General features: G+C 37.8%; 25 protein-coding genes. 16 read left to right on the plus strand and 9 right to left on the minus strand.

The features are described 5' to 3' along the window. The first annotated feature begins 642 nt into the window (after positions 1-642). The 16 genes from ACK4HO_RS04050 to ACK4HO_RS04125 all read left to right on the plus strand — a co-directional run bounded on the left by ACK4HO_RS04050 (position 643) and on the right by ACK4HO_RS04125 (position 17,163). Positions 643-1,062, plus strand: coding sequence for a helix-turn-helix domain-containing protein (locus ACK4HO_RS04050; protein WP_409662922.1), 420 nt, complete (start codon positions 643-645; stop codon positions 1,060-1,062). 98 nt (positions 1,063-1,160) lie between these two features. Continuing rightward, complete coding sequence (locus ACK4HO_RS04055; RefSeq protein WP_409662925.1) at positions 1,161-2,537, plus strand: porin; 1,377 nt, start codon at positions 1,161-1,163, stop codon at positions 2,535-2,537. 17 nt (positions 2,538-2,554) lie between these two features. Continuing rightward, positions 2,555-4,093 carry an MFS transporter gene (locus tag ACK4HO_RS04060; protein WP_409662928.1) on the plus strand — a complete coding sequence of 513 codons (1,539 nt, stop codon included), beginning with the start codon at positions 2,555-2,557 and terminating at the stop codon, positions 4,091-4,093. Between the two features lie 10 nt (positions 4,094-4,103). Next, positions 4,104-4,319 (plus strand): DUF6814 family protein, encoded by a 216-nt coding sequence (locus tag ACK4HO_RS04065; protein ID WP_409662931.1) that lies wholly within the window; start codon positions 4,104-4,106, stop codon positions 4,317-4,319. 75 nt (positions 4,320-4,394) lie between these two features. Next, positions 4,395-4,589 (plus strand): hypothetical protein, encoded by a 195-nt coding sequence (locus ACK4HO_RS04070; RefSeq protein ID WP_409662934.1) that lies wholly within the window; start codon positions 4,395-4,397, stop codon positions 4,587-4,589. Then, entirely contained in the window at positions 4,582-7,275 is a 2,694-nt protein-coding gene (locus ACK4HO_RS04075) for an ATP-binding protein (protein ID WP_409662937.1), read from the plus strand. Before ACK4HO_RS04070 ends, ACK4HO_RS04075 begins: the two co-directional genes overlap by 8 nt. Next, a complete protein-coding gene (locus ACK4HO_RS04080; protein WP_409662940.1) occupies positions 7,272-7,637 on the plus strand; it encodes a response regulator transcription factor in 366 nt (121 codons plus the stop codon). Before ACK4HO_RS04075 ends, ACK4HO_RS04080 begins: the two co-directional genes overlap by 4 nt. A gap of 80 nt (positions 7,638-7,717) precedes the next feature. After that, positions 7,718-9,613, plus strand: coding sequence for an acetate--CoA ligase (locus tag ACK4HO_RS04085; RefSeq protein WP_409662943.1), 1,896 nt, complete (start codon positions 7,718-7,720; stop codon positions 9,611-9,613). A 177-nt stretch (positions 9,614-9,790) separates the two neighbouring features. Next, the gene (acs, locus tag ACK4HO_RS04090) at positions 9,791-11,698 is read left to right on the plus strand and encodes an acetate--CoA ligase (protein ID WP_409662946.1); all 1,908 of its coding nucleotides are present in this window, start codon (positions 9,791-9,793) and stop codon (positions 11,696-11,698) included. A 113-nt stretch (positions 11,699-11,811) separates the two neighbouring features. Further along, complete coding sequence (locus ACK4HO_RS04095) at positions 11,812-12,936, plus strand: NAD(P)/FAD-dependent oxidoreductase (RefSeq protein ID WP_409662949.1); 1,125 nt, start codon at positions 11,812-11,814, stop codon at positions 12,934-12,936. Between the two features lie 6 nt (positions 12,937-12,942). After that, positions 12,943-13,656, plus strand: a complete 714-nt coding sequence (locus ACK4HO_RS04100; protein WP_409662951.1) for a methyltransferase domain-containing protein — start codon at positions 12,943-12,945, stop codon at positions 13,654-13,656. Beyond that, the gene (locus tag ACK4HO_RS04105; protein ID WP_409662954.1) at positions 13,653-14,705 is read left to right on the plus strand and encodes a type III polyketide synthase; all 1,053 of its coding nucleotides are present in this window, start codon (positions 13,653-13,655) and stop codon (positions 14,703-14,705) included. The genes ACK4HO_RS04100 and ACK4HO_RS04105 overlap by 4 nt, the downstream gene beginning before the upstream one ends. 3 nt (positions 14,706-14,708) lie before the next feature. Continuing rightward, positions 14,709-15,140, plus strand: a complete 432-nt coding sequence (locus tag ACK4HO_RS04110) for a 3-hydroxyacyl-ACP dehydratase FabZ family protein (protein WP_409662956.1) — start codon at positions 14,709-14,711, stop codon at positions 15,138-15,140. Between the two features lies 1 nt (position 15,141). Then, positions 15,142-16,419, plus strand: a complete 1,278-nt coding sequence (locus tag ACK4HO_RS04115) for a beta-ketoacyl-[acyl-carrier-protein] synthase family protein (protein ID WP_409662959.1) — start codon at positions 15,142-15,144, stop codon at positions 16,417-16,419. Next, a complete protein-coding gene (locus ACK4HO_RS04120; RefSeq protein ID WP_409662962.1) occupies positions 16,412-16,666 on the plus strand; it encodes an acyl carrier protein in 255 nt (84 codons plus the stop codon). Before ACK4HO_RS04115 ends, ACK4HO_RS04120 begins: the two co-directional genes overlap by 8 nt. Beyond that, complete coding sequence (locus tag ACK4HO_RS04125; RefSeq protein ID WP_409662965.1) at positions 16,663-17,163, plus strand: 4'-phosphopantetheinyl transferase superfamily protein; 501 nt, start codon at positions 16,663-16,665, stop codon at positions 17,161-17,163. Before ACK4HO_RS04120 ends, ACK4HO_RS04125 begins: the two co-directional genes overlap by 4 nt. 173 nt (positions 17,164-17,336) lie before the next feature. On the opposite strand, the gene ACK4HO_RS04130 is transcribed toward ACK4HO_RS04125, so the two are convergent. The 9 genes from ACK4HO_RS04130 to ACK4HO_RS04170 all read right to left on the minus strand — a co-directional run bounded on the left by ACK4HO_RS04130 (position 17,337) and on the right by ACK4HO_RS04170 (position 24,072). Beyond that, positions 17,337-17,729, minus strand: a complete 393-nt coding sequence (locus ACK4HO_RS04130) for a DUF1801 domain-containing protein (RefSeq protein WP_409662968.1) — start codon at positions 17,727-17,729, stop codon at positions 17,337-17,339. 86 nt (positions 17,730-17,815) lie between these two features. After that, the gene (locus ACK4HO_RS04135) at positions 17,816-18,349 is read right to left on the minus strand and encodes a DUF4199 domain-containing protein (protein ID WP_409662971.1); all 534 of its coding nucleotides are present in this window, start codon (positions 18,347-18,349) and stop codon (positions 17,816-17,818) included. Positions 18,350-18,429: 80 nt separating this feature from the next. Next, positions 18,430-18,906: a response regulator transcription factor gene (locus ACK4HO_RS04140; RefSeq protein ID WP_409662974.1), complete on the minus strand. Its 477-nt coding sequence runs from the start codon at positions 18,904-18,906 to the stop codon at positions 18,430-18,432. A gap of 105 nt (positions 18,907-19,011) precedes the next feature. Continuing rightward, positions 19,012-19,857, minus strand: coding sequence for a L,D-transpeptidase (locus ACK4HO_RS04145; RefSeq protein ID WP_409662977.1), 846 nt, complete (start codon positions 19,855-19,857; stop codon positions 19,012-19,014). Between the two features lie 76 nt (positions 19,858-19,933). Continuing rightward, positions 19,934-20,350: a hypothetical protein gene (locus tag ACK4HO_RS04150; protein ID WP_409662980.1), complete on the minus strand. Its 417-nt coding sequence runs from the start codon at positions 20,348-20,350 to the stop codon at positions 19,934-19,936. A gap of 182 nt (positions 20,351-20,532) precedes the next feature. Beyond that, a complete protein-coding gene (locus ACK4HO_RS04155; protein ID WP_409662982.1) occupies positions 20,533-20,922 on the minus strand; it encodes a hypothetical protein in 390 nt (129 codons plus the stop codon). Between the two features lie 38 nt (positions 20,923-20,960). Further along, positions 20,961-21,305 (minus strand): DUF4870 domain-containing protein, encoded by a 345-nt coding sequence (locus ACK4HO_RS04160; protein ID WP_409662985.1) that lies wholly within the window; start codon positions 21,303-21,305, stop codon positions 20,961-20,963. Positions 21,306-21,647: 342 nt separating this feature from the next. Further along, positions 21,648-22,286, minus strand: a complete 639-nt coding sequence (locus tag ACK4HO_RS04165) for a response regulator transcription factor (RefSeq protein ID WP_409662988.1) — start codon at positions 22,284-22,286, stop codon at positions 21,648-21,650. A gap of 55 nt (positions 22,287-22,341) precedes the next feature. Further along, positions 22,342-24,072, minus strand: coding sequence for a sensor histidine kinase (locus ACK4HO_RS04170; RefSeq protein ID WP_409662991.1), 1,731 nt, complete (start codon positions 24,070-24,072; stop codon positions 22,342-22,344). Between the last annotated feature and the right edge of the window lie 64 nt (positions 24,073-24,136).

Below are 24,136 nucleotides of genomic sequence, written 5' to 3' on the forward strand. Positions count from 1 at the left end.
GTTGAATAATATTCAGAAATTGAGTTACTTAAATTAATAAAACACATCGCCATTATTAATAATAGGACTGAAACAATTGAGATAATGATTTTCTTTTTCGTGTATTTCATTACTGGTGTTTTGGCATTGCCACTAACGTTCTAATAAGAATGATATAAAAACCCAATCATCACTTATATTCCAAACTTACAAAATTTCCTACCATCAAGCAATTCCAATTGGAAGTGAATTTACATCAAGTTATCAACATAAAATTCTTATAAAAGAGAGGAAAAGGGATAAGTAAAAAGAAAACCCCTATAGTCATCACAACCCATTGTACATACTTTTCAGCTGTGATAAAAATGCACCACAAAATGTGTCATACTTTTCAGTAGCGACAAAAATGTAGCACAAAATGTGTCATACTTTTCAGTAGCGACAAAAATGTAGCATACTTTTTCGTAATGATAAAAATGCACCACAATATGAATGGCTCTTTACTTCGTACTTCCCACTTCGTACTTCGTACCTTCTCAAAATTGCCTTATCCACAACAATTCCTGAATAAAATTGCACTCTCTCTAATTTTTAACCAAAAAAATTATCAAAAACACTTTTGTATATTTGCTAAATAAGTATATTTATGCAAAATTTATATATATGGAGATTTTAGCTTGTCCCAAATGCCAAAGCGATGCTATAGTAAAAAGTGGCGTCATCAAAGACAGACAAAGGTTTTTATGCAAAAAATGCAATTACTACTTTACCGTTAACAAACTGGGTAAAAAGATAGACAGTTACTATGTGACCAAAGCACTGCAGTTGTATTTGGAAGGCCTAAGTTACCGCGAAATTGAGCGTATTATAGGCGTTTCCCACGTCACGGTGAGCAACTGGGTTAAGGAGTTTAAAATTTCCAAACCCAATCACACCGATTATCACCCCACGTATAAGATATACAACCACTTAGAACTAGTTGAATTCCTCAAAAACAAAGAAGTTCTCAAAGGTGCCGGGATGATTATTACCGAGTTGGGTGACAAGTTTATGCTCATAAAATGGGAGCGTTTCAAAGATTAGCTATAGTATTTTACATTAATATATATCATAATTTTTTTCATTGACAAATTGTTAGAATTTGGTCCAACAAAACATAACCAAAACCAACAATTCAAATTATGAAAAAAAGTTTTATTTTGAGTGCATTGCTTTGTTCAGCTTTTGCATTCTCTCAAGGGTCACCAGACTACGGCGGAGGAATGAAATTCAACCTCAATCCCGAAGGAACCAAATACATGCGATTCATAACCTGGAATCAAATTTGGATGCGCTCTTCAGAAATGAATCCCGGAACTATGATAGGTGAACAGGGAGTTAGCACACAAGAAGACATTGGTCTTCGTCGGCTTCGTTTATTAGCTTATGCGCAAATTTCTCCTCGTTACATGATTGTAACTCACATCGGGATTAACAACCAAACGTTTATTAACGGTGGTGCTTCTGGTTCCTCAGGAACCGGTGGTTATGGCGCCGGAAAAAAACCGGGTATATTTTTCCACGATGCTTGGAATGAATATGCTGTGGTGCTTCCGCAAGAGAAAAAACCTTTTAGCTTGTCAGTAGGAGCCGGTTTACATTATTACATGGGATTGTCTCGTATGACCATGTCTTCAACTTTAAATTACTTAGCCATTGACGCGCCTATTTTTAACTGGCCAACTATTGAAAACAGCGATCAGTTTGCTCGTCAAATGGGACTTTTTGCTAAAGGAAAATATAACCGTTTTGAATACCGTTTGAGTATTAACAAGCCATTTGTAACCAATCAAACTCCGGTAGATGCAACTACCACCGATGCCTCAGTGGCGGTTGATAATAACAACAATGCACGATGGTCTAAAGCCGGTTATTTTGAGTACCAACTCTTCGATAAAGAATCTAATTTGTTGCCATACAAAGTAGGAACTTATTTGGGAACCAAAAAGGTTTTCAACATAGGAGCCGGTTTCTATACAGCGCCAAGTGCAACCAAAACTTCAGTAAATGGTAATGTTGATACGCATGCCGCTAATCTTTTTGCCGGTGATGTATTTCTCGACATGCCCATCGGGAAGAAAGAAAGTAAAATGGCACTTACGGCCTATAGTGTTTTATACGATTATGACTTTGGTCCCAATTACCTGAGAAACTTAGGAATCATGAACGAAGGTGTAGCCGATCCTAATTTTACCGGAGGTAGAGCTTTAGCAGGTGCGGGTAATTTACAACCAATGATTGGTACAGGAACCATCTGGTATACACAAGCCGGAGTCTTATTACCCAATTCGGCTGAGAAACCTAAGGTGCGCATCCAACCATTTGCGGCCTATACTTACAAGAATTTTGATGCTTTAGACAAAGCTAGTAACCAGTTCGATATTGGTAGTAACTTCTTTATTGATGGGCATCATGCTAAGGTTACCGCACAATATTCAACCCGTCCGGTGTATACTGCTAGTGACAAAGTTGATAGCTACAAAGGAGAATTCTTATTACAACTTCAAATTTATTTATAATCTAAACCAACAATAGTATGAGCGATAAAAAAACAAAAGGAATTTGGAAAGTGATTTCCGCTTCCTCTATGGGAACCATGATTGAATGGTATGATTTTTACATCTTCGGTAGTTTAGCCGTTGTGTTATCAACCAAATTCTTCCCTACAGATAATCCAACCGCAGCGTTCTTGTCAACGTTAGCAACCTTTGCCGCAGGTTTTGTAGTGCGTCCGTTTGGAGCATTATTCTTCGGAAGATTGGGTGACCTTATTGGAAGAAAGTATACTTTTATGGTTACTTTGATGTTAATGGGTGGCGCGACCTTCGTAATTGGATGTATTCCGAGTTATGAAACCATTGGTTTTGCCGCACCGATTTTAGTGTTAATTCTTCGTTTACTTCAAGGTTTGGCCCTTGGTGGAGAATATGGTGGCGCCGCAACTTATGTGGCAGAACACGCGCCAAAAGGTGAAAAAGGCTATTGGACTTCGTGGATTCAAACGACTGCAACCGTAGGTCTATTCATTTCGTTAATGGTTATTTTATTGACCAAAAGTTTATTGTCAAAAGAAGCTTTCGACGAATGGGGTTGGAGAGTACCGTTTTGGGTTTCTATCCTAATGGTTTATGTGTCTTACCTTATCCGTAAAAACATGGACGAATCACCCGTTTTTGCCAAAGCCAAATCAGAAGGAAAAACATCAACTAATCCGTTAAAAGAGAGTTTTGGTAACAAATACAACTTAAAATTTGTTTTGTTGGCTTTATTCGGAGCGACAATGGGACAAGGAGTAGTTTGGTATACCGGACAATTCTATGCCATGAACTTCTTAAAAACCGTACAAAGTATCGATTCCTCTCAAGTGGATATGTTATTGGGTATCGCCTTAATTTTAGGGACACCTTTCTTCGTATTCTTTGGTTGGTTGAGCGACAAATGGGGCAGAAAATCAATCATGATGGCGGGAATGTTATTGGCAATTTTCCTTTACAGACCAATATACAGAGCCATGTATAATAGCACCGATTTGACTCAGAAAACGGAAATCGCTGCGAATACTAAAGTAGTTCCTTCTATGAAAGAAGTAGATGCTACTAAAATGGATTCTGTTTACACTACGACTAAAGAATATACAGACGGAACCAAAGTAGAAGAAATCAAAACCCTTCATTTCGAAGCCGGAAAACTAATGGTAGATGATAAAGGAAAAGACAAAATCGAAACCAAAGTTACCAAAACCATCAATAGTTCCGATCGTTGGTTTTTAATCTTTATGGTTTTCATTCAAGTAATATTTGTAACGATGGTGTATGGTCCAATCGCAGCTTTCTTAGTAGAAATGTTCCCGGTGAAGATCAGATATACGTCGATGTCGTTGCCATATCACGTTGGAAATGGTATATTTGGTGGATTACTTCCGGCCATTTCAACCTACTTTGTGTCCCAATCCAAAGAAGCCGGTGACGTCGAGTTTTACCTCGAAGGATTATGGTATCCAATAGGAATTGCAGCCGTATGTTTTGTCATCGGAATGATTTACATCGACAGAAAAATTAATACACTTCACGACTAAAACAGAAACTATGAACACAGTAAAGAAATTTTTAGGAATAGTTTGGATTGCTTTAGCGATAGCTGTAGCGTACTATGCCATCGGTATTTTCGGAGGGAAATTAACCTCAGGAAAACAAGACGATTTGGTTTTCGGGATAATTATATTTTTTGTATTATTACCTTTGATTGTAACCGGATTAACCATCTTCGGGTGGTATGCCATAACGAATGAATATGAAGATTAAACAATAAAGTTTATTGGTTGCCTCAAGCTCTTAATTCGTTAAGGGCTTTTGGCTTTTAATAGATTCAAATAATAAATGAAACAAAGACACCAACAAAAATTAATCATCATCACCATGGTGCTGCTCATCGGATTAAATCTTCCGATACTGCTGCTCTTTGATAGTGCCGAGTGTGTTATGGGTTTTCCGGTGATTTACATTTACATTTTTTCGGTGTGGTTGTTTTCCATTTTGTTGTCTTTCATCATCATAAAGCGCTACCATGAATAGTATAGTATTATTAATCATATTGGCACTTTATTTAGGGATTCTTTTCTTCATCGCCCATTGGGCAGAGAAAAAAGGAAACTCAAAATGGACGAACAATCCCTATATTTATTCACTTTCCTTAGCGGTTTATTGTACGGCATGGACGTATTACGGCAGTATTGGTGTGGCCGCCAATTCGGGGCTGAATTACCTTCCGGTGTATTTAGGGCCAATCATCATTATTCCGGCATGGATGATTATCTTAAAGAAAATCATTCGCATTTCAAGAGTCAATAAAGTATCTAGTATCGCCGATTTTATTTCGCTTCGTTATGGCAATAGCCGTTTTTTAGGAGCAGTCGTAACCATCGTTTGTTTGTTTGGTATTTTGCCCTACATCGCTTTGCAATTAAAATCGATTGCCGAAACGTTTCACGTAGTGACCCAAACTGAATCGAGTTCTAACATCTTTGACGACAGTACAACTTACGTGGCTTTTGCCTTGGCGATATTTGCTTCCATTTACGGAACGCGTTACGTTGATGCTTCTGAAAAACGCAAAGGAATAGTAACCGCAGTGGCTTTAGAAAGTGTATTGAAATTGGTTTTCTTTATCATCATCGGCGTTTATGTAACGTTCTTTGTCTTTGACGGTTTTGATGATATTTATGCTAAAGCGTCGCTTTTAGAACACTTCCAACAAAAGAACACCATAGGCGGATTGCCACAAGCCATCAACTGGTTTTTCTTGTGCATTCTTTCGTTGTTTGCTATCTTTCTGTTGCCGAGACAATTTCAGGTTTCGGTGATTGAAAATACCAGAGAAAATCATGTGAACACCGCAGTTTGGTTGTTTCCGTTGTACTTGTTGCTGTTCAATATTTTTGTGTACCCAATTGCTTGGGGCGGCAATATTTTATTCGATGGGCAAAGCGTGAACTCGGATACGTATTCGCTATTAATTCCACAACTTTTTGACAATAAGACTTTGACCGTGATGGTTTTCTTGGGTGGATTTTCAGCAGCCATTTCTATGATTGTCGTTTCGTCTATCGGATTGTCTACGATGGTGAGTAACAACTTAATTATTCCTTATGGTTTGTTGGGAAGACTGAAACACAACGAGCAAAGTACCATCAACAAAAAGATTGTTAACATCCGTAAAATTGGGATTTTCTCGCTAATTATCATTTCCTATTTCCTCTACCGTTATTTCGCATTAGATTACAGTTTGTTCTCTATCGGATTAGTCGCTTTTGTAATTATTGCCCAATTGGCACCATCGTTCTTCGGCGCTTTGTTTTGGAGAAGAGGTTCAAGAACCGGAGCGGTTTCGGGTTTGATTGTAGGCTTTTTGATTTGTTTGTACACACTGTTGGTGCCTTATGCCTTAGGTATAACATCCTCCGGTACTTCCTTCATTACCGAAGGTTTATTTGGCATCAAATTATTAAAACCATTACAACTTTTCGGATTAGATTATTTGCAACCGGTGCCACATGCGTTGTTCTGGAGTTTGTTGTTCAACTTCATGATTTACATCGCGGTTTCAGTAAGTTTCAAAGGCAATTACCGCGAGCGCAATTATGCCGAAATGTTCTTAGACATCAACAAATACATCACCATGCACGAAAATGCATTTGTGTGGAAAGGAACGGCTTATCGAACCGACATCGAAAAAGTGCTGATTAAATTCTTAGGCGAAGAACGAACCAAGCGCGCCATGAACATCTTCAACGTAAAATACAATGTTGACAAAAATGAAGAGTTAGCCGATGCGCGTTTAATCAAATTCTCCGAAAACCTGTTGACCGGACATATCGGTACGGCTTCCGCCAAAATTTTAATCTCAAGCGTAGTCAAAGAAGAAAAGATAACCTTGCCCGAAGTCTTGAAGATTTTAGAAGAATCCAAAGAGAACATCATCATCAACAAAAAGCTGATTGAAACCTCCAACGAGCTCAAAGAAATCTCCGCCAAGTTGCAAGATGCTAACGTTTCTTTGATGGAAAAAGACAAGCAAAAAGACGAATTTCTTGATACGGTTACCCACGAATTGCGAACGCCAATCACGGCCATCAGAGCTTCGAGCGAGATTTTATACGACGATGACGAAATTCCGGAAGAATTGCGCAAACAGTTTCTGCAAAATATCATATCAGAATCGGATAGATTGAACCGCTTGATTGATAAAATTCTCGACTTAGAAAAGTTTGAAACCGGCCGACAAAAAGTTAACTTTGCTACACACAAGGTTTTGGAAACGATTGAAAATGCGATTGAACCTTTGCAACAGTTGATTAACAACAAGTACATTCACGTTCATGTAGAAGGCAACGGTAATCTGAAAGCCGATTTTGATGAAGACAGAATAGTGCAAGTGGTGACGAACTTGGTGTCGAACGCCATTAAGTTTTGTCCCGAGAATAACGGTTTGATTACCTTAGCGGTTTATGAAAAACACGATTTTGTGCAAGTAGAAGTAAGCGATAACGGCAAAGGTATTGCACCCAATGATTTTGAAACCATATTTGACAAGTTCTACCAATCGACCAATCAGAATTTTAAAAAACCTATTGGTAGCGGATTAGGATTAGCGATTTGCAAACAGATTATCGAACACCACAAAGGTAAAATTTGGGCCACCAATAATGCTACCGGCGGTGCGTGTTTGAGTTTTACAATACCCAAAAAACAGCAGCCATGAAAAAGATTTTAATTGTAGACGACGAACCCAACATAGTAATGTCATTGGAATACACTTTCAAAAAGAACAACTTTGAAGTGTTTATTGCCCGCGACGGTCAGGAAGCTCTGGATATTTTAAAAAAACAGTTTCCCGATATTATCATCCTCGATGTCATGATGCCTTTGGTAGACGGATTTGAAACTTTGGAACAGATTAAAAAGAACGAACAGCTCAACCACTGTAAAGTGATTTTTCTATCCGCCAAAAACAAAGAAAGCGATATCGAAAAAGGAATGGCACTCGGAGCCGATGCCTATTTAACCAAGCCTTTTTCCATTAAAAAAGTTGTAGAACAAGTCAACGAACTGCTGGAAAACTAAGTCTTTAAGTAACATTTATTGAACAATATTTTGTCTTTTTCAAACGAAAAGGATGTAACAACTACATTCAAAATTTAACTATGAACTACCAAGAACTATACAACCAAAGCATCCAAAACCCCGAAGCTTTTTGGGCGGAACAGGCCAATGAAATCGATTGGTTTACCAAACCGCAAAACATTTTATCCGAAGACGAAACCGGTTATTCGTTATGGTACAAAGACGGAAGCCTGAACGCTTGTTATTTGGCCTTAGACAAACACATTAACGATGGTTTCGGCGACCAAATTGCCATCATTTACGATTCACCGGTTACCCAAACGGTTAAAAAATATACTTACAACGAAGTCAAATCAGAAGTCGCACGACTCGCCGGTGGTTTATTGTCTTTAGGTTTAAAAAAAGGACACACCGCTATCATTTACATGCCGATGATTCCACAAGCCACTTTTGCCATGTTGGCTTGCGCCCGAATAGGAGTAACGCATTCGGTGGTTTTCGGTGGTTTTGCGCCACACGAATTGGCCATCAGAATTGATGATTGTAAACCAAGAGTTATTTTAACCGCTTCTTCAGGAATTGAAATCGATAGGTTAATTGCCTACAAGCCTTTAGTAGATGAAGCAATTGAATTGGCCGAACACAAACCTAAAAAAGTGGTAGTGCTCAACCGAAAACTCGGCGCCAGAATTCCGTTTAAGAAATACGATGTCGATTATGATGCTTTAGTCTACGGCTCTGAAGAAGCCGATTGCGTTCCGGTAGAAACTACGCATCCGTTATATGTTTTATACACTTCGGGCACTACAGGTAAACCCAAAGGCATTGTAAGAGACACAGGAGGTTATACGGTAGCACTTAAATTCTCCATGCAAAAGATTTACGGCGTCCAACCGGGTGAAGTGTTTTGGGCCGCTTCCGATGTGGGTTGGGTTGTAGGCCATAGCTTTATTGTTTACGGACCGTTAATCAACAGAAATACTACGATAGTTTTTGAAGGCAAACCGATAAGAACACCCGATGCAAGTACGTTTTGGAGAGTTATTGCCGAACATAAAGTGAGTGTGATGTTTACGGCACCAACCGCCATTCGCGCCATCAAAAAAGAAGATCCAAATGGAGAGTTTATCAAGCAATATGATTTATCCAGTTTGCGAACACAATTCCTAGCCGGTGAACGTTGTGATGTGGCGACTTTAGAATGGTACCGCGAACACATTCCGATTCCGGCTATCGACCATTGGTGGCAAACCGAATCGGGTTGGCCGATGATTGCCAATATGATGGGCGTAGAATATTTACCTATCAAACCGGGTTCTTCAGGCAAAGCGGTTTCGGGTTATGATATTAGAATCTTAGGTGAAAACGGACAAGAGTTAGGACCAAATGAAGAAGGTTATGTGGTAATCAAATTGCCTTTGCCACCTGGAACTTTACTTGATATTTGGAATGACAATCACCGTTTTCAAGCGGGTTATTTGCAGAAATTCCCCGGTTATTATTTCTCAGGCGATGGCGGATTTAAAGATGAAAGCGATTATATTTTTATCACCGGTCGAGTAGATGATGTGATTAACGTTGCCGGACATAGATTATCCACAGCCGAAATGGAAGAAATTGTAGCTTCACATCATTCGGTAGCTGAATGTGCCGTGATTGGGATTAACGATGAATTGAAAGGACAAATTCCGTTGGCTTTAGTCGTAACCAAATTAGGAGAAGCCATTGAACACTTCCAACTGCAACACGAAATTGTAAAATTAGTCAGAGAACAAATCGGCGCTGTGGCTTCCCTTAGAGATGTTGTGATTGTCAACCGTTTGCCCAAAACGCGTTCGGGTAAAATTCTGCGCAAATTAATGCGAAGCATAGCCGATGGCGATACCTTCCAAATTCCATCCACCATTGATGACGAAGCCATTATTGACGAAATCAAAGAAGTGTTGGAACTAGCCAAGATTGGAAGTTTTAAATAAAAGAGAATAGAAGCAAGAGCAAAGAAAAAAGAAGTTTTATCCTCAAACGAATAAAGTCTTGCTTCATGTCTCTTGCTTCTTTCTTCTCAACTATATCTATTTAGCAAGAAAATTTAACACTACACCAATAGAATATTTATATTTACATAACAAAACGAAAATAAAAGAAGATTTACAATGAGTTATTACAAAATACTGAATTTGGAGCATTACTTCAAAATGTATAAGAAATCGATTCGTGAACCCCGTAAATTTTGGGACCGAATCGCCGATGAGAATTTTACTTGGTACCAAAAATGGGATAAAGTTTTTGAATTTGATTTTCAGCAAGCCAAGTTTAAATGGTTTGTTGATGCCAAAGTCAACATCACTAAAAACTGTATCGACCGACATTTAGCCCGCCGTGGTGATAAAACCGCTATCATCTTCGAACCCAATAATCCTGACGAAGCAGCGCAGCATATTTCTTACAACGAATTGTACGCACGTGTAGCCAAATTAGCCAATGTACTCCGAGACCAAGGCGTTCAAAAAGGCGATCGCGTTTGTATTTATTTACCGATGATTCCTGAATTGGCCGTAGCTGTTTTAGCTTGTGCTCGAATTGGTGCGGTTCATTCCGTGGTTTTTGCAGGATTCTCCGCTTCAGCAGTTGCGGCTCGAATTAATGACTGTGAATGTAAAATGGTCATCACTTCCGATGGTAGTTACCGTGGCAATAAATCCATCGACTTAAAAGGAATCGTAGATGAAGCCTTGGAAAAATGCCCAACAGTAGAAAAAGTATTGGTAGTAAAAAGAACCAACACTGCTGTAACGATGAAAGATGGTCGCGACCTTTGGTTACAACCATTATTAGATGAAGCAATTCCAAACAACGTAGCCGAAATTATGGATTCCGAAGATCCATTATTTATTCTTTACACTTCAGGTTCCACCGGAAAACCTAAAGGAATGGTACATACGACAGCAGGTTATATGGTGTATACCGCCTATACTTTTAAAAATATTTTCAACTACGAAGAAAACGATGTGTATTGGTGTACCGCCGATATAGGTTGGATTACCGGACATTCTTATATTCTTTATGGACCATTGTTAAACGGCGCTACAACCGTCATTTTTGAAGGTGTTCCGTCTTATCCGAACTTTAGTCGTTTTTGGGAAGTAATCGAAAAACACAAAATCACCCAATTCTACACGGCGCCAACAGCTATTCGTGCCTTAGCCAAAGAGAGTTTGGATTATGTACAAAAATACCCTTTGAGTTCCCTAAAAGTAATTGGTTCCGTAGGCGAACCAATTAACGAAGAAGCTTGGCACTGGTACAATGACCATGTAGGCGGAAAACGATGTCCGCTGGTAGATACTTGGTGGCAAACCGAAACCGGAGGCATCATGATTTCACCAATTCCGTTTGTAACACCAACAAAACCGACTTACGCTTCGCTACCATTACCGGGAATCCAACCCGTTTTGATGGATGAACTCCGCAACGAAATAGAAGGCAATCAAGTCACCGGAAGTTTGTGTATCAAATTCCCATGGCCATCCATTGCAAGAACGATTTGGGGCGATCACCAGCGTTATAAAGAAACGTATTTCACCGCTTTTCCGGGAAAATATTTCACCGGCGATGGCGCTTTGCGCGATGAAGTTGGGTATTACCGAATTACCGGTAGAGTCGATGATGTGATTATTGTTTCGGGGCACAATTTGGGAACCGCTCCGATTGAAGATGCTATCAATGAGCATCCGGCGGTAGCAGAAAGTGCGATTGTAGGTTTTCCTCATGATGTCAAAGGAAACGCCTTGTATGGTTTTGTAATCTTGAAAGAAGTAGGCGAAAGCCGTAACCAAGAAAACTTAGCCAAAGAAATCAACCAATTAATCTCAGATCAAATCGGTCCGATTGCTAAGTTGGATAAAATACAATTCGTTTCGGGCTTGCCTAAAACGCGTTCGGGTAAAATCATGCGCCGCATTTTAAGAAAAATAGCAGAAGGCGATTACTCTAATTTCGGCGATATATCAACGCTCTTAAATCCGGAAATAGTCGAAGAGATTAAAGAAGGAAAACTATAAAGCTAAGAAGCCAATTCAAATCGAGTTGGCTTTTTTTATGCAATTTTGCAGCGAATTACTTTAACAGAATTATATAACATTACTTCCAATCATTTCGCTAAATTTACTTTGTTATGAATCAGAATAAAGTAGTAATTATTGGCGGTGGTTTGGCAGGCTTAACGGCGGCAATTCACCTGAGAAAGCTGGATATTCCCGTTACGCTGATAGAGAAAAATAGCTATCCTAAACACAAAGTCTGCGGCGAATACCTCTCCAATGAAGTGTTGCCTTATTGGCAATGGTTAAACATTTCCATCGATGAGTTGAAACCAACACACATCAACCAACTACAATTCTCAACTGTTTTAGGAAAAACGATAAATACCACTTTGCCTTTGGGCGGATTTGGTATAAGTCGCTATGCTTTAGATTATTATTTGTACCAAAAAGCAATAGCTGATGGTTGTGTAATGATTCAAGAAAGTGTAGAAAATGTCCATTTTGCCGATGATGTTTTTACTATCACTACTGCTACAGAAACAATTATTAAATCCCAAATTGTCCTCGGTGCATTTGGCAAACGTTCCAATATCGACATCCAATTGAACCGAAATTTTATCCAAAATAAATCACCTTGGTTGGCAGTTAAAGCGCATTACGAAGGTCAGTTTTCCGATAAAGTTGTAGATTTACACAATTTCAAAGGCGGTTATTGCGGCGTTTCTAAAGTGGAAGATAACCGAATCAATATATGTTATTTGGCGAGCTATGAAACCTTCAAAAAGCACAAGGATAGTGATTTATACCAAAAAGAAGTCCTTGAGCAAAATCTGCATTTAAAAGATATTTTTCAAAATAGTAAACTACTTTTCGATAAACCGTTAACCATCAGCCAGATTTCTTTTGAGCAAAAACTTCCGGTTGAAAATCACATTTTGATGATAGGCGATACTGCGGGATTAATCCATCCGTTATGTGGCAACGGTATGGCGATGGCGATTCATAGTGCCAAAATTGCCGCCGAAGTAATTGATGACTTTTTAAAAGAAAAGATAAAAAGCAGAGTAGCATTGGAAGAAGTTTATACCCAACATTGGAATAAAAATTTCAAAACCCGATTAAAAACCGGAAGATTGTTGGCTAATATATTATTGAAACCCAAACTTTCGGATATTGTATTTCGTATAGTAATGATAGCGCCCTTTTTGTTGCCTATGATTATCAAAAAAACACATGGTAAACCCATAATTGTCTAAACTTAAATGATGATTAACACTAAATACCGAACCGACGAACCCGAAATCATGGACGACTTTGCCATGGAAGGCGAAATCTTACGCGATGCATTGGATAAAATCGCCAAAATCAATCGGCTTTTAGGAGGTAATCAACTAACTTTACAAGGCGTTCAACAATTGCTGAAAGGCATTCCAAAAGACCGAGAAATAACCATAGTCGATATCGGTTGTGGCAATGGCGATATGCTACGGTCGTTAGCCGACTATGGAAAACAAAACAATTATCGTTTCAAATTAATCGGAATTGATGCCAATGCGTTTACGATTAGTCATGCGAAAACCTTGTCGAAAGCACAGGAAAACATCAGTTACCAATGTCAAGATATTTTTGAGGCCGAATTCAAAGCTTTGGACTATGACATTGTTTTGTGCACCTTGACTTTACACCATTTCAAAGACGAAGAAATCCTGAGCTTAATGCAAGTATTTTATCAAAAGGCAAGCATCGGAATCGTCATCAATGATTTGCAAAGAAGCGCCATTGCTTACCGATTATTCCAAGCCTTATGCTTTGTTTTTCAGTTAAATGACATGTCAAGGGAAGATGGTTTGGTTTCCATTTTACGCGGATTTAAAAAAGCCGAATTGGAACACTATTCAAAAGAATTAGAATTAAAAAAATATACTATCCAATGGAAATGGGCGTTCCGCTACCAATGGATTATCCAAAAAATATGAGTGTAAAAATTAAATTAGTCGCCAAAGAATTACCAAAATTCTCCCGAACTACAGCAGAAATTCTGCCGTATCTCGATGCTTGGCTTTTTGGTCAAGACGAACGCTTTATTCGGAAAGTCAAAAAAATATTCGAAGGCGCGATGGTCGACAAACGCTATTCTATCATGGATCCGATTGAAGTTTTTACCAATACTTCTTTTGAATCGAGAAATGATATTTATGTTCGAGAAATGATTGATTTAGGCGAAAAGGTTTTGGTTAAAGCTTTAGCAAAAGCGCATTGGGAACCAACCGATTTAGATTACATCATCACCGTCAGTTGCACCGGTATCATGATTCCGTCACTCGATGCTTATTTGATTAACAAAGTAAAACTCCGCCAAGACATAGTGCGTTTGCCGGTGACTGAAATGGGTTGTGCCGCCGGAATTTCGGGTATGATTTATGCCAAAAACTTCCTCAAAGCCAATCCGGGAAAACGAGCAGCCGTAATTGCGGTCGAAAGTCCAACCGCGACATTTCAACTAAATGATTACTCGATGGCGAATGTCGTTAGTGCAGCTATTTTTGGCGACGGCGCGGCTTGTGTTTTATTGACGTCACACGAAGAAGATGAAGGTCCGGAAATCCTGGATGAATCGATGTATCATTTCTACGACAACATTCACATGATGGGTTTCAAACTCACCAATATGGGTTTACAAATGGTCTTAGACATCGAAGTGCCCGAAACGATTTCGGCTCATTTTCCGGATATTATTCATCCGTTTTTGGCCAAAAACAATTTGAAGATGGAAGATATAGATCATTTAATTTTTCATCCAGGTGGAAAAAAAATAGTACAAACAGTGGAAGATTTTTTCGGAGATTTAGGCAAAAATATTGATGATACCAAAGAAGTGTTGCGATTGTACGGCAACATGTCGAGCGCGACAGTATTGTACGTTTTAGAGCGCATTATGGACAATAAACCATCAAAAGGAGAAAAAGGATTAATGCTGAGTTTCGGTCCCGGATTTTCAGCGCAACGCATTTTATTAGCATTTTAAAATATGACAATAGCAGAAATCATATCGAGTTTGCCGTATTCTAAACCATTTTTGTTTGTGGATGAAATCATTCACATAGATGAAAATGGCGTAGAAGGCAGTTATACTTTTGACGAAAACTTAGATTTTTACAAAGGTCATTTCAAAGATAATCCGGTAACGCCGGGCGTGATTTTAACCGAAGTCATGGCGCAAATCGGTGTCGTTTGTTTGGGGATTTTTTTGCTGAATAATGAATTCACTAAAAGTGGTATAATTGCTTTAACCTCATGCGAAATAGAATTTTTAAAACCGGTTTATCCTAATGAAAAAGTAACGGTGTTTTCAGAGAAAATATTTTTCCGTTTTGGTAAATTAAAATGCCAAGTAAAGATGTTGAATGAAGTCGGAGAGACAGTTTGCAAAGGTACCATCGCAGGCATAATTAAAGCATAAAATGAATAAAAGAGTCGTCATTACCGGACTGGGAATTGTCGCTCCAAACGGAGTCGGACTTCCTGCGTTTACGCATGCGATTCAAAACGGTATTTCGGGAATTAAGCATGACGCCGAATTGGAACGCTTGCAATTCTCTTGTCAAATTGCCGGAAAGCCTGAGATATCAACTGAACTATCCTTGCAATACTTCACGGAGTTGGAACTCCGAAATTTCAATTCGTCGGGAATTTTATACGGCGTTATTGCCGGAATTGATGCTTGGAAAGACGCCGGTTTATCTATGGAAATCAATACCGAACCCGATTGGGATAGCGGAACTATTTTCGGAACCGGAACATCCGGAATTGATAAATTTCGCGAAAGCATTTATAAGATTGATGAGTTACAAACCAGAAGATTAGGCAGCACCGCCGTAGCGCAAACGATGAATAGTGGCGTAAGCGCTTATTTAGGTGGAAAGTTAGGTTTAGGGAATCAAGTCACGACCAATTCATCCGCTTGTACCACAGGAACGGAAAGCATTTTGATGGCGTATGAACGAATCAAGTTGGGACAAGCCAAACGAATTTTGGCAGGAAGTACCAGCGATTCCGGACCGTATATTTGGGGTGGATTTGATGCGATGAAAGTTTGTACCTTTAAACACAATGATACGCCCGAAAATGGTTCCAGACCAATGTCAGCTTCAGCTTCAGGCTTTGTTCCGGGAAGTGGCGCCGGTGCTTTGGTTTTAGAGGATTTGGATAGTGCAATAGCTCGTAGCGCTAAGATTTACGCGGAAGTTCTAGGTGGTAATATCAATTCGGGTGGACAACGCGGTGGCGGAACCATGACTGCACCCAATGCCACAGCGGTGAAGCGATGTATTACAGAAGCATTGAAAAATGCGAATATTAAACCAAATGAAATCGATACTATTAACGGACATTTAACTGCGACTGCTAAAGACGGTTTGGAAATCGAGAATTGGAGTAAAGCACTTAATTTAAGCGGCGATAATTTTCCCTACATCAATTCGTTAAAATCGATGGTTGGTCATTGTTTGTCGGCTTCCGGTAGCGTGGAAAGCGTGGCTTCAGTGTTGCAATTGCACCATGGTTTTATTTTTTCGAATACCAATTGTGAAGATTTACATCCCGAGATTACGGCTATTATTAGCGAAAGTCGCATTCCGCAACAACTGATTAAAAAAGAATTAAATATAGTAGCCAAAGCGAGTTTTGGTTTTGGCGATGTTAACGCCTGTGTACTGTTTAAAAAATACCACTATGACTAAAGAAGAGATCATCGAAAAATTAAAAAATATTGTAAAGCCTTTTGTAAACAATCAGGAGGCGTTTGAGAATCTGACCGAAGACACAGATTTCATAACCGATTTGCAAATCAATTCCGCGAATTTGGTTGATATTGTTTTGGATGTCGAAGATGCTTTCGGGATTGACATTGACAATTTGGCGATGGAAAAAATGATCAGCATCAAAGCGACAATTGAAATCATTGAAACTAAATTGGCTGAGAAATGATTGGTAACGACATCATAGATTTGGCGAAAGCCAAAAAGGAAAGCAATTGGCAACGCAAGGGTTTTTTAGACAAACTTTTTACTGAAGATGAACAAAAACTTATTCTAAATTCAGAAGATTCTGAACAGATGGTTTGGAATTTATGGAGTAGGAAAGAAGCGGCTTATAAAATCTACAACAGGCAAACCGGAGAGCGATTTTTTAATCCGAAATGCTTTGTTTGTGAAGCCGGTGAAGTTGATTTCGGTACCTATAAATATTTTACCCAAACGCAAATCACTTCCGATTTTATTTATACCATTGCAGTTACCTCGAGAGATGGATTTGAAACCATTCAACATTTGGAAAGTCGGGATGCAGTCCAAAAGCAAAACGGCATTCCCTATTGGTTTGACATAGTCGAAGGCAAATTGCATCCGGCATCTATCACGCATCACGGTAGATTTGCGAGAATCGCTTATTTGGAATCGACAGAAAAGCAGTTTAGCTTTTTATAAAAAACGAAACGCCGATTCAATAGAACCGGCGTTTTTTATTAGTTGAATTTGAAGATTATTTTCTTTATCTTCGGTATCATGTTTTGGTTTTTCTTCCACTACAGGTTCCGACATCACTGTTGTTTCCTGATTATTTAAAGGTTACAAATTCTGATTAGTAAAAATAATTTTATTTATTTCAGTCGTTCTAATACACCTTTTCGTTTCACTATATTTTTATAATCCCATTGAATGTCTTTAGCTTTTTGGAGCCAACGTTCAATGTCTTCAAAATTGAGTTGATCAATTGAGGTGTAAGTGATTGATGCATCTTTGAATTTTCCGCTTCCCGGTTTTAAGTTGGTTTCTTCAAAAGTTACGCCACTCCAAAACATCAAGCGCAAACCATATTTTAGTTTGTCATAACCTAAAATCGGATTGCCGTCTATAAACCAAACGGGATGTGCATGCCAGACTTTGTGCTCTGCATCGGGTAAATTTTTAAGGATAATCTCGGCTAGTTTGTCGCAAATGACCTTGTAATTGGGTTCTTGAATGTTATGATAGTTTTGAATATCAGGATTCATGTTTTGAATTTTGGTTTTATAAATATATAAAAAAATCCTCAAGAAGTTTTGAGGATGATTTTGTTTTAAACAAAAATAGGCGAGTGTTATATTGTCTCAGTCGCTACCGTTTTTCGTTTTAAGATTAAGGCGCTAATTACCGGAACTAATAATCCTATTGGTATTAATATTTCAGCATAAGTAAGAAGGATAACCCAAATAGGATTTTTATACCATTCTTTAAACATATTGATTTCATCGGTTTTGGCTTTGATTTCCGCCGCTGTCATGGTTGTTTTGTTAAGATTTTTGAGGCTCATGGCAGAAAATTTCTCCATAAAATCGGGAAAGAAGCAGTAGTATTCGATTAACCAAACGCCGACATAAATTGTTGAAGCAATCAACGAAATAAGCATTCCAATTTTAAAACCTTGTCCAAAAGTAATCACACCATTATTATGATTGTCGCGGTAGTTTTTAATCCCTAAAAAGACAAAGACATAGGCAATAAGCATTCCGGCGTAACCGAGAACCATGCTTGGTTGAAAGTCGGGTTTTTGCATTTCAATAGTACTATACACCATAAAAGCGGTTACTATAGCGCCGGCGATAAGTCCGTTAGTAATAATAATTTTTTTCATAATTTTAGTTTTTGATTAGGTTGCAAAGGTTAGTTTTTGTGCGATTTCTGCACTCATCCTTTTGGGTGATTTTTGAAAAATCATCCTAAAGTAGGAGGCAAGAGTTGTAATTTCTTGGCTATTTCAATGGCTTGTGTTCTTCGCTTGACTTCAAGTTTTTCAAAGAGTTTGGCGCTGTGTGTTTTAATGGTATTGAGGGAAACAAACAACTGTTCTGCGATTTCCTGATTGCTCAACCCTTTGGCCATTAACGTTAATACTTCTAGTTCTCGTTTGCTAATGTTTCTTTGGTGTAATTCGGTTTCGTTTAGAATGAAGTTTTGGATAGGTAAGCGAATTTCTTTTTCGATTACTATGGTTTCTACTTTGGGTTTGGTAATTTTATTGGCAAGCCAAATGCCAAACAGCAGAAAGAGCAACGCAATGATACCGATGTAAATTTCATATTGATGTCCTAAAACCAAAAAGCGAAATTCTAACCAACGCAACAATAAGAGCAATACAGCCATGGCAACCGCATAACTGATAAGTTCTTTGTATGGTTTTAGTTTGAGCAAAATAGGTGGTATTGGTTTACCCAAAAATAAGCAAAATAATATTAGCACAAAAAAAGCATCCCATTTAGGAATGCTTCTCTCGCAATTGTGGTATTTGATTTTGACTTATTTTTTTCCTTGGTATTGAACTCTTTTTTGTTGTTGTACCAAAATGTTTTTTAAAAATGGCGTTACTTGTTTTGTGATTTCATCTTCTGTGGTGTTTAATGCTTTGGGATTGGTGACCAATTGTGACCATGGTTTTTCAGCCTCAAAATCATAAGCCCCATAAATTACAACCGGTGTACCTTTAACCGAAACCGTTTCATCATCTAGTAAAACCCATTGGTCAGCCCAATCATAAAGATACTGTGCATCTTTTTCCAAAAGGCGCAAACAAGAATGCGAAGCCGGATAACCGGGCAATTCATATTGATGCCAACCAACGCCTAATTTGTTAGCGATATTAAAATTCCATTTCAAATCCCACTCATCGTTGAAAGTGCTTGTGGTTTCTTCGGCTTTCCAATTGGTAAAGAAAAGACCGGTAGGTGTTTGGTCTTTTTTCCGACCCATATTGGTTGGACCGGTGTAGGTTAATTGACCATTTTCATAGGTGGCAAAAGTTTGTGTCGGATAAGAAAAAAAAATGATTTTGTTGACTTCTTCCAAGGCTTTTACTTCAAAAGGAAACGGAAGATAATAAGCAATATCACCGGTTAAATCGGTTGGAATCACCACCGAATCCATTTTGATGAAGTTAGCTTTGTCGGTACGGTTCACCGCTAAAGCGATATCAATTGCACTGCTGTCCGATGTTTTGGCCAACCAATCTTTTGTGTTTTGCCATTGGTATGTTATGGCTTTGGGTTGGCGTCTTTCGGGTACAACTTTTTTGACTACAACCGTTTTTTCCTGTTGGCAAGACCAAAAGGTTAACCCAAGAATTACCACTATGAGATACTTTTTCATAGTAGTAAAATTCAATTAAAAGATTGGGTAAAGTGTTATATAATTTTAGTGAATAGTTATGATATTATCATACTCGTTAGTGTTTCTTCATGACCATTTCAATCTGGGCATCGTCAATGAGAAAAATGATTTTTTTATCTTTTATACTCACAATAAACGTTATGTTGGAATAGCCTTCTTTTTTGAGTCCGACTTTGATTTGCTTTTTCTTTTTGTCGAATATCCATTTGTTGTTTTGGAACAATTTTTCGAGTTGTTCCATCATTTTGGTGTTGCTTTTGGTTTCAAAGGTGAAGCTGTGGTCAGCATTAAAATGATAAGTAGCTTTTTGAAAACCTGTAACCAGCTCTTTGGTTTCGGGTTTGTCGGCATTTTTGAGTGCAGTGGCTTTTTTTACTTTCCATTTTCCGGTAATTAAGGCTTCATCAATGGTTTGACTTTGTGCGGTTGTAAAAGCAAATAAAAAGGCTAAGAGTAGGAATGGGATTTTCATACAGTATGGTTTTAGTTAAGGCTAAGATAATAAAATGTTAGAAATTTTTTAAGTACGATGTTTTTCCATAATCCTTAGTGGTTTTGTATCAAAGTACTTTTTACAAAAAAAGCTCCAATAGTTTAGGCTATCAGAGCTTTTAGGCAGATTAGATATTGTTCAGTCAAAAAGGCAAACAGGATTTAAATACAAGAGACAATCAAACAACTCAGAAACACTACTATAATTCCGGCGATGATTAATTCTACGTTTAATCTTCGGGATTTGTTTTGTGGTCTTTGGTTCAATTTTAAATTGTTTTGTGGTTTGGCTATTTTCAGTTTTTCTACATGGTTTAGCCAACCGCCGGTTTCGGCTATGCATTTTCCTAATTCGGTTAGTTCGTAACAGTATTCTTTTTCCGAATGGGTTTTTATCAATTCTTTTTGTTGCATTATTTCGGCTAACATTTTAGCACCGGGAAGCGGACTTCCTTCGTGATTTTTAAAATCTTGGAGTATCATCGTTTTTTGCTTAGCGTTTAAGAAAAGCAACAAGTTTATTTGTATCAGCTTGTTAATCTGGTCAATCATAAGGAGACTTTGTATTTTAAAAAATGGGATGGTTAACTTTATTGGATAAATCGAAATTTATCTTTGAAATAAAATCCAATAAATGGCAATGGTAGTCTCACACCATAGTAGGCACTTATTAATCCGGCAATCCAAAGTATAACCAATCCCATGTTGTTAATAATTAATAATAGAATAAAGAAAGAGTCAAAATAAATGGGTATAGTCATTATGATATTGGTCACAATTACCATTATAGCTAAGCCAAATGATTGTTCCAAATGAAACTTAGCCAAGGACGATTTTGCTCCATTTCGATAGTTTATAAAAGCTATTATCCAACCTATTATAGTCAAATAGCTAATTACTGAAACGGTTTTTTTGTGCATCATTGTATTGTTCATGACAAAAGAGTTAATCATTTCCTTACGATTCATCCTTAAGAAATCCTACTGGCCTAATTCTTTAATAGACAATTTTTAGCCGAGTAGGATTTTTAAGGAAACCCACAATCATTTATTTAAAACTAACCCTGATTAATGTTTGTTATAAACCCAAATCCTTGAAAACATTTTGCTTTCAATCTTTAGGCAAATCTAAAGCAATGAAAAGGAGTTATTTGTAGAATAGGCAAGGGTTTGTTGTAGAATTGCTTCTACAAAAAAAGCAACCTTTTTGGGGTTGCTTTTCATGTAATCGGTTAGGCTCGTAAACCGGCTTTTGAAGTCAAAAAACCGAGAGTTTATTTAATTGTATAAATGAAAGAAATCAATCAAATCGGCCAAATTGTCAATCTCAAGTTTTTCAAAGATTCTGTTTTTAAAAGTACTGACTGTAGATTTCTTTACGTTTAAATATTCGGCAATTTCCATATTTCCGTAGCCTTTGATGAGCAATCGCGCTACTTCGACTTCACGGTTAGACAATAATTCTAAAGGATTGATGGGTTTTTTAGAGATGTATGAATCGAGTATGCGGTCTTTGATGTTTTGGGTTATGTATTTGCCCGAAACAATCATACTTTTCAAGGCTTGCTTCATTTCTTCCTCGTTGCTTCCTTTGTTCAAATAGCCCGAAGCACCGGCATTCAAGTAACGGAGTGCATAAATATCTTCGTCATAGGCCGAGAAGATTAATATTTTAATATCGGGTTGGATGTTTTTGGTTTCGGCTATGATGTTTAAACTATTGCCATCCGGAAAGTTGATGTCTAGTACGAGCAAGTCAATTTTGGTTTCTCTCAGAATTTTGAGTGTGTCTTTAAAATTGCCTGCCTGATGAATTTTGGCATTAAAAAACAATTCTTTAATTAATAAAGAAACGCCTTGTCTGACAATGCTGTGATCGTCTGCAATTAAAAAAGTGAAATTTTGTGTCGGCTTCATTTTAATGATACGTTACGTTATTAATTTTTCTTTCCGCTCAATTGAATTGTGCTGTCTAAACTTTGCTTAAAGCCAAATCGAAACTCACTTTGGTTCCTTTGCCTTCTTGGCTTTCCACCTCAATTTTTCCTTCAAATAATTCTACGATTTCCTTGCAAAGATTTAATCCTAAACCTACGCCTAAATCATTAACGTTATTAGAAACCGTTCCTTGATAATAAGATTCGAAGATGTTGGCCAAATCGCTTGCTGCAATTCCTATGCCGTTGTCTTCAACAGTCACTTGTAGGTTTACTTCATAGTCTGAAGCGTTGTCTTGGTTGAGAGTTATTTTGATTAAACCTTTATCGGTAAACTTGTTGGCGTTGCCTATAATGTTGTAAAACAATTGGTGAATTTTAGCCACATCCGAATACACTTCATGATCAATGTCTATATTTGAGCTTAACTTTATTTTGTTGCCTTTGCTTTCGGCCAATGAGGTCATGGCGGTTATGATTTGTTCCAGCTCAGTTTTGAGATTAAAGTTTTTGTTTTTTAAAGTAAGACGATGGTTTTCGTCTTTAGAATATTCTAATATTTGATTGGACAATAACAACAAAGAATTGGTGGTGAACTGAACTGATTGAAAGGTTTCTTTCACCTCATTGTCTTTAACTGTTGCACTTATCTTTTGACTGTAAATGGCGATAATGTTCAGCGGTGAGCGAATCTCGTGGCTAATCATTCCCATAATTCTATTCTTAAAGTTGAGACTTTGTCGAATTTTTTCCTGTGCAGTAGTCAATCTTTTTTCATACTCAAAAGCCAAGCGTGTAAATCCGAACAAAATTAGCGAGATTACAAACATCAAAACAATGATAGCCACTATCGAATAATTTCTAATGGCTTTGTTGGTTGTCAATTGGTCTTTTAAATCCTGCTGACTGTTGAGTTTCAAATCTTGTGCGGCATTGGTAAAATCGGGTAGAGTTGCCTGACTCATCAACAACAGTTCGGTGTTGAATTTGAGCAACTCAATGTCTTTTTTTCTCAAGTTGAGGAAAGCCGATTGTAGTTTGCCAAACTCTGCAGCATAGTATTTATTACTGGTTAAAATCAAGTATTTCATTTGCTCTTCGAGCGTGCCGGTTTTTACTTTGTCCTTGTATTTCATAGTAATAACCGTATTGAGCTGTTCTTTTTGAATTTCAATTTTACCCGAAAAAGCAGCTAATAATCGGGCTAATAGTCCTTTTCTTGAAATACTGTCTATTTTGATGGAAGTATTGGTATCGATACTATCGAGCACTTTGTTGTAGTTCAGACGGTCAAATCGGAATGGCGCTACCACATCTTCATGATTGGGATGAATTTGCCTGTTGATTACAGAATCTATAGAAGATTTTATGAGTAGAATATCAGCGGTGGCTTTATCTCTTTTGGACAAAAGTGTTTTAAAAGCTTCTTGGTTCTTAGAAGTAAGTGTTAAACTGTCGATTAGCGAACTTGTTTGTTTTAACGAACCCAAATAACTGTCTAAAGCATTAGGATTTTTGGTACTAATGTAATCGTTAAAATACTCCTGCGATTGGATAATCGTAATGTTTAACTTACCGGTAAAACCGTTAACTACATTGGCATAATCAATGTTATCGAAAGACTTGTCAACTTTGGTTTCGTTAGCGGTTTCGTTATACCAAATGATCACAGCAATAAGCTGTAAAAGAATAATGCATACCAGTAAAGTGTAATGCACGACTTTTCGATCCTCAAACTTTAGTTTTTTAAGATAGATAGCGTTCAATATGGAGCTTTTTAAAATTTGTTCGCTGTAGGTATAAACAAACGTTAAAGAGTTGGGGCGGCAA

Source organism: Flavobacterium sp. (genome assembly GCF_046296355.1).
Lineage (GTDB): Bacteria > Bacteroidota > Bacteroidia > Flavobacteriales > Flavobacteriaceae > Flavobacterium.